This window comes from Stieleria sp., assembly GCF_041595215.1.
GTDB classification, from domain to species: Bacteria; Planctomycetota; Planctomycetia; order Pirellulales; family Pirellulaceae; genus Stieleria; species Stieleria magnilauensis.
In genome coordinates this window covers 1-7,085 of sequence record NZ_JBFHKV010000380.1, presented here as the reverse complement: position 1 = coordinate 7,085, position 7,085 = coordinate 1, and the positions used below count along the sequence as shown (strand labels likewise).

Here is a 7,085-nt window from a genome sequence, read left to right as displayed (position 1 = left end):
TAGAACCGCCGCAGGTACTCTTCCGCCCCGCCTTCGTTGCGGCTGATCGAGTCCAAAAAGTCCTCCATGTCGGCGGTGAACTGGTAATCGACCAGCGTCCCGAAGTGCTCTTCCATCAACCGCGTGACGCTGAACGCACGCCAACTGGGGACCAGCGCGTTGCCTTTTTTGTAAATGTAATTCCGGCGTTCGTCGGTGATCGTCCCGATGATCGAAGCGAACGTACTGGGGCGACCGATCCCTTTTTCTTCCAGCGTCCGGGTCAGCGACGCTTCGGTGTAGCGTGCCGGCGGCTGGGTCGTGTGGCTCTTGGGATCCATCGACTGGGGAACCAACGGATCGTTTTCGGCAACGTTGGGCAAAATCCGCTCTTTGTCGGCCAATTCGGCTTCGGGATTGTCGCTGCCTTCGACGTAGGCTCGCAGAAAACCTTCAAACAGAATGCTGGTCCCGGTCGCGGTGAAGGTGGCACCGCCGCCTTCGATCACCACGCTGATTCGCTGTTTGCGGGCATCAGCCATCTGGCAGGCGACCGTCCGCTTCCAGATCAGGTCGTAGAGCCGGAACTGATCCGAATCCAGCTGGCCACGCAGCGATTCGGGGGTTGGAAAGCTGGTACCGGCCGGACGAATCGCTTCGTGAGCCTCTTGGGCGTTTTTGACCTTGCCCTTGTACACCCGCACGCTCGGGTGCAGGTACTTTTCGCCGTACACGGACTGGACCAGCGAGCGGGCCGCCGAGATCGCCTCCTTGGACAACGTCGTGCTGTCGGTCCGCATGTAGGTGATGTAACCGTTTTCATACAGTTTCTGGGCGGCACCCATTGTGCGTTTGGCACCAAATCCCAGCTTGCGGTTGGCTTCCTGTTGCAGGGTACTGGTGGTAAACGGTGCCCGGGGGCGTTCGGAAAACGGCTTGACCTCGACCTTGGAAACGGCGAACGAAGTGGACCGCAATGTCTCGGCCAGCTCGTTGGTTTCTTGCTCACTGAGCAACAGCAAGTCGGGTTTGGTCGGCTTGCCGGTTTCGGAATCAAAATCCTTCCCCGTCGGCACTTTTTTGTTGTTGTACCGGGTCAAGGTCGCCGGCAGCGATTCGTTGCTGCCGGTTTGGAACACCGCGTCGATGTCCCAGTAAGTCGCTTTGACGAACGCGATTCGCTCACGTTCTCGCTGGACGATCAACCGCACCGCCACGCTTTGCACCCGCCCGGCAGAGGTCCCGCTGCCGACCTTTCGCCACAGCAATTGGGACATGTCGTAGCCATACAGGCGATCGAGAATCCGTCGCGTCTCCTGTGCCCGGACCAACCCCTGGTCGATCTCCCGGGTGTGTTGGAGCGCGTCGGTGATCGCTTCTTTGGTGATTTCGTGGAAAACCAGTCGGTGCACGGGCACTTTCGGCTTGAGCAACTCGTGAAGGTGCCAGCTGATCGCCTCACCCTCGCGGTCTTCATCGGTCGCCAGATACAGGCTGTCTGCTTCCTTCAGTGCCGCCTTCAATTTGCTGACGTGTTTTTTTTTCTCCGTCGGCACGATATAGAGTGGTTCGAACCCCTCGTCGACGTTCACACCCAGGTACGCCCACGGCTGATCTCGATACTTATCGGGAACATCTTTCTTGCCTTCGGGCAGATCTCGGACGTGCCCGATGCTGGCTTCGACTTGATAAGCCGCGCCTAAAAACTTCGAGATCGTGCGTGCTTTTGCGGGTGATTCGACGATCACCAGGCTCTTGCCGTTGCTCTTTGCCATCAAAAAAAGCTGTTGTTCTCGGGGTCGGTAGATCGGGTTCGCTCGGTTTAGTGGTAGCGGTGAAGGCAGGATCTCGTCAATCCGCTAAGCTCAAGAAGCTGCCGCCGCGATGCGTCTGGATAACCGACAAGCCGCCGGCAAGCAACGCGAATTAGCGTGATTCCGGCTTGACCCTTGAAAAGACGCGGCGATACGCTTTCCGCTTCCCATTTCTGCACCCCCGTTCCTTTTCTCCACTCCGAAAGCCCCCACTATGAGTCCTCTGGAGCTGTTTCGACGCAATCAAAAGGTCACGATGACCTTCCTGATTCTGCTGGCCATGTTCGCCTTTGTGGTGCTGCCGACAGTTTCGGAGTACATGCAGCGGAGCGGGCCCGGCATGACCGATCCCGTCCTGGCCGAGTTCAACGGCGTGTCGCTGACGGCCAGCCGCGTCAACGGATTCACCCAGAAACATTACGCCACGGTGCAGTACCTGCGCAAATTGGCCGAAGAGACGATCCGCCGCGGGGGCACTCCGAAAGTCCCCGGATTTACCTTCGACCAACAATCCAATCAGATCCAATCGGTCGGAATCAACGGCTCGCCCAGCGACGACATGTCGATCCGGACCCTGCAATTCGCCGCCGAAGCCCAGGAACAAGGCTTTGCGCTCGATGACACCTCGCTGGACATCTGGATGGAACAATTCACCGACGGCAAGCTGAGCGAGCGAGAGATGTTCGCGCTGCTGCGGCGCGAAACGAACAACCAAATGGGCCAGTACCAGCTGTACGACATGCTGCGAAAACAGCTGCTGGCAAACCTCTACCTCCGCGGTGCCAGCGCCACCGTCGCCCGCGGCCAGTTCCCGCTGCAATCGCCGCTGGATCACTGGAACAACTTCCTGAAACTGAACCAAAAAGCGACCATCAATGCCTACGGCGTGCTGGTCGATGACTACGTCGCCGAAACCGACGCCAACCCCTCCGAATCCGAAGTCGTCGCCGTCTACGAAGCCGGAAAAGATCGTTACCCCAACGATCAATCCCCCGAACCCGGCTTCCGCCGACGTGAAACGGCGAGCTTTGAATACGTGCTCGGTGAACTGCAAGCGTTTCGCGATGCCGAAGTCGCCAAGTTGTCCGAAGAAGAGATCAAAGCCGAATACGAACGACGCAAGGCCGGCGGAGCGTTCCAGTTGCCCGCGGATGTCGTGATCTTGTCGGAAACGACCGAACCGGAAACGACCGAACCGGAAACGACGGAACCGGAAATGACGGAACCAGAGACGACCGAACCGGCCGAAACGACGCCTCCGGCTGAGCCCGCTGCCTCCGAGCCCGCTGACTCCGAGCCCGCCGCGGAAGAAGCGAAGGAGATGAAGGAAGAACCCACCGACGAGCCGCCGGCGGAAAACACCCCGGCTGCTGACGACAGCGAATCGGCCGAAGACACCCAAGCCGCCCAGCAAGAGCAAGTCGAAACGTTTTCCAAAGAGCTCGAAGAAGCCGGCAACCTGGACGATGCCACCCCCGAGACCGACGACCAGTCGGCGATCAACTCTGCCCCCAACGGCGTTCGCCTGGTCGTGATGCAAAGCGACGTCTCCACCGAAACCGCCAGCTCCCAACAAGACGAACCCCAGCAAGACGAAGAAACGGCGACCGAGCCCGAGACCACCGAGCCCGAGTCCACCCCCACCGAGACCGCGGCAGAGCCGGAAACCACCGCCGAAGAAACCGCGACCGAAGAAATGGAAGCGGCCGAACCGGAGCCGCGCTACCGGCCGTTTGAAGAGGTGCGCGATCAGATCGCACAAACCATGGTCGATGGCCCGGCCCGCGAAGCCCGTGATCAGGCGATCGCCAAACTACGCAACGTGATGCGAAAGTACTCGCGGGCTCGCGCGATCTACGGCGACGGGACCGACGCGACCACGCCTCCGCCGGAACGTCCGAATTTGAAAGCCCTCGCCGAAGAGCTTGGACTGAGCTATCGCAAGATCGGCCCCTTCGACCCGGTCGCGCTGGCCGACGAACCGATCGCCAACTCCGTCGAAGAGAGCACCGCCCTGACCCAACGCGGCGTCCCCTTTGCCGCGATGATGTTCGGCGTCGAAGGCCAAGTGATCAAACAAGAACTCTTTACGCCAGCGACCACGGTCGACTTGGAATCCCAGCGAACCTACCTGAGCTGGAAAACGGAAGAGAAAGAAGCCTACACCCCCGAGCTTGATGAAGTCCGTGACGAAGTCGTCGCCGCGATCCGTTTCGCCCAAGCGCGCGAATTGGCCAAACAGGCCGCCGAAGCGATGGCCGAAACCGCCAACGGCGGCACCTCCCTGCAGGAACTCGTCCCCGAAGATCGCCAGGAAAATTACTTCAAGGACCTGGGACCATTTTCGTGGCTCAACATGGTCGGCTTCGGCAGCTTTACCATCGGCAATATCCCCGAGCTCGACTCGATCGATGAAGACTTCATGAAAACCGTTTTCAATGCCGACGGAGCCAAACATGTCGTTGCTCCCAACGGCCCCAAACGGGTTTACTACGTCATCAAACGCACGAGTTTGCAACCGGCGACCTCGGACTTGCGGGCGATCTTTTCCCAGCAGTCCGAACGCATCATGGCAATGTTCATGTCCGACGGCACCGCCGGCAAAGTCCAGCAAGGTTTCTTCGAAACCATCGATGAAAAAACCGGCTTCGAGCAATACCAATTGCCACAGTAACGCACCGGCCGCCTGTCGATTGAAAGTGATCTGTAGGTCAGGCTGTGCCTGACGCACCGCCTGCATGCACAACATGCGCTACGCGTTGACGCACCGCCGCGAAAAAGCGCCAGGTCGTAACTTGCGGAACGATGAAACGATGACTGGGCCCACGGATGGCAGCGCGAACCTACGGATGACAGGGTGCAAAAAATCCGTGGGTTCGCGCTGCCATCCGTGGGGCTTGTTTTCCACGAGCGGAAAAGGGGTCAGGTACCAAAAACTAAATAGCCCGTAGGGTGCTTCGCATTTTTGGTACCTGACCCCTTTTCCGCGGCATCCTTAATTCAAACGTCGCCAGAGCGCGAACCAACCGTCTCCAGCGCCGAATCGATCGCACGGACGACCCGATCGATTCGGTAATCGGCAATCCTACGGCGACATCGCTCGCTCAGCCGCTCTCGGTCCGCCGGCGTTTGCAATCCCTTGATGATTTCGGCGGCCTGTTCGATCGCCCCGTACCGCAGTGACTCCGCGACGTACTCGACATAGCTCAGTCCATCGGGCGTGACCGGAATCGCGCCGGCCCAGATCGCTTCACAAATCGCGATGCCAAAAAATTCGTGTTCGGCGGTCGAGACCACGACGTCGATTTGGCCGAGCCGAGCTTCATACGCGTCGCGCGACTCGGCGTAGTCGTCAAACAGAATCGATGCCCCGTGGCGAGCGCGAATCTCATCGATCACTTCGCGACGGCGTCCCCTCTGACCGAGCAGAATCAACTCGAATCGCACCGCTTGAGCAGTCAGACAATCGAGCAACGCCAAGAACCGATCGGGTCGCTTGTCATGCTCGAAACGCCCCACCCACCCCAACCGGATCGGTGCATCATCGCGACTCGCGGTGTCACGGATTTTCGGCGGTCGAAACCCCGGAGCGATCACCCGGCTCGCGTGCTCGATTTCCGTCAGATCGATCGCTTGTCGAGCATCGGGCATGCGGCTGATGAAGTCACGTGACAGCTCAAAAAACGTCCGTCGATTGAATTCCGAATTAAACCAACACGCATCGGAGGCGGCGGCGGTCAACAGATTGGTGAACCCGAAATGATGATCCGTCCTGGCATCGGGTGCTTGCGGATAAGCCCACTGGTTCTCGTGAAAGTAGGTCACCACCGGTACGTCACCCAGCCAGCGGAACCGGGCATCGCGTGACGCCAACCCCAGCCAAGTCGGCAGATCCAACATGTCGCTGGCCAGCACCACCTCGGGCACGCCGTGTGATTGAACCAAATCGGCAACCAACGGGCAGAGCTGCACCGGTGCCGATCGCATCCGCCATTTCCAGTGACGCGCCGGCAACGTGGCCAGTGACCAACGGTGCCGGCTGCCGGCGATCACGCCATCCAGGAACGCCTGATGGCTGCCACCGTAATATGGCTCGATCGCGAGGACCTGCATCAGCACTTACGAATGCGTTCGCGGTGCGACTTGACCGCCGCGGTCGCATTGCGGGTGTCGACGACCAGCGCGCTGTGCCGGACGATTTGTTCGTAGTCGAACGCCGTGTGGTCGGTTGCGATCAACACCGCATCTTGCGACGCCAAAAATTCCGGGGTGAGCGTCTGACTGTGCATTTCCGGCAGATCGTAGTGCCGCATCGAAGGCAGGTGGGGCACATGGGGATCGCTGTACGTCAGCTCGGCACCTTGTTCGAGCAACAATTCCATCAGCTCAAACGATGGACTCTCGCGCGGATCATCGACGTCCTTTTTGTAGGCGACGCCCAACAGACAGATCTTGCTGCCGTTGACGGGTTTTCGAAACTCATTCAAGAACTCCGAGGTGCGCGAGACGACATACGCGGGCATGGAGCGATTGACTTCACCGGCCAACTCGATGAACCGCGCATTACAGCCTTGCTTGCGTGCCAACCAAGAAAGATAAAACGGGTCGATCGGAATGCAGTGGCCGCCCAGCCCGGGGCCGGGATAAAACGCCTGAAACCCGAACGGTTTGGTCTTGGCCGCGTTGACGACTTCCCAGACGTCGATGCCCATTTCGTCGAACAGCACTTTCAACTCGTTGACCAACGCGATGTTGACGGCGCGATAAATGTTCTCCAGCACCTTGGCCGCTTCGGCGACTTCGCAATTGGAAACCGGCACCACGCCGGCCACGGCGGATTCGTAGAGCGCCGCGGCACAGGCCTGGCTATCTGCGTTGATCGCACCGACGACCTTGGGGATCCCGGCGGCGGAGAAATCGGGATTGCCCGGATCTTCGCGTTCGGGACTGTAGGCGACAAAGAAATCGTTCCCTGCCGATAGCCCGGCCTGTTCAAGAATCGGCACCATCACGTCGCGTGTCGTCGTCGGATAGGTGGTGCTTTCCAGCACGACCAGTTGCCCGGCGCGCAGCGTCTTGGCAATCGCCTGGCAGGTGCCGACGACGTATTTCAAATCCGGATCGCGGGCTTCATCCAACGGCGTCGGAACACAGATCAACAACACGTCCGGCTCGGACAGACGCCCCATGTCGTCGGTCGCATCGAACAGCTTCTTTTCAATCCAAGCGGCGATCTTGGAATCGTCGATGTGCTTGATGTAGCTTTTTCCGCCCAGCAAACTCTTCACCTTG

General features: G+C 59.4%; 4 protein-coding genes. 1 reads left to right on the top strand and 3 read right to left on the bottom strand.

Annotation, left to right across the window (positions count from 1 at the left end; genetic code table 11):
- Positions 1-1,754, bottom strand: a 1,754-nt coding sequence (gene topA / locus ABX749_RS15705; RefSeq protein ID WP_372896811.1) for a type I DNA topoisomerase, incomplete at its 3' end; no start/stop codon positions are given.
- Between the two features lie 253 nt (positions 1,755-2,007).
- Between topA and ABX749_RS15700 the strand changes: the two genes are divergently transcribed.
- Positions 2,008-4,467, top strand: coding sequence for a hypothetical protein (locus ABX749_RS15700; protein WP_372896810.1), 2,460 nt, complete (start codon positions 2,008-2,010; stop codon positions 4,465-4,467).
- Between the two features lie 326 nt (positions 4,468-4,793).
- On the opposite strand, the gene ABX749_RS15695 is transcribed toward ABX749_RS15700, so the two are convergent.
- Together ABX749_RS15695 and ABX749_RS15690 are read right to left on the bottom strand one after the other, a co-directional pair.
- Complete coding sequence (locus tag ABX749_RS15695) at positions 4,794-5,906, bottom strand: DUF3524 domain-containing protein (RefSeq protein ID WP_372896809.1); 1,113 nt, start codon at positions 5,904-5,906, stop codon at positions 4,794-4,796.
- Positions 5,906-7,085, bottom strand: a 1,180-nt coding sequence (locus ABX749_RS15690) for a nucleotide sugar dehydrogenase (RefSeq protein ID WP_372896808.1), incomplete at its 5' end; no start/stop codon positions are given. The genes ABX749_RS15695 and ABX749_RS15690, both read right to left, overlap by 1 nt.

What these genes read in the sequence shown, in the direction of transcription:
- ABX749_RS15695 (WP_372896809.1), bottom strand. Translation starts at nt 5,906, where the DNA reads ATGCAGGTCCTCGCGATCGAGCCATATTACGGTGGCAGCCATCAGGCG.
- ABX749_RS15700 (WP_372896810.1), top strand. Translation starts at nt 2,008, where the DNA reads ATGAGTCCTCTGGAGCTGTTTCGACGCAATCAAAAGGTCACGATGACC.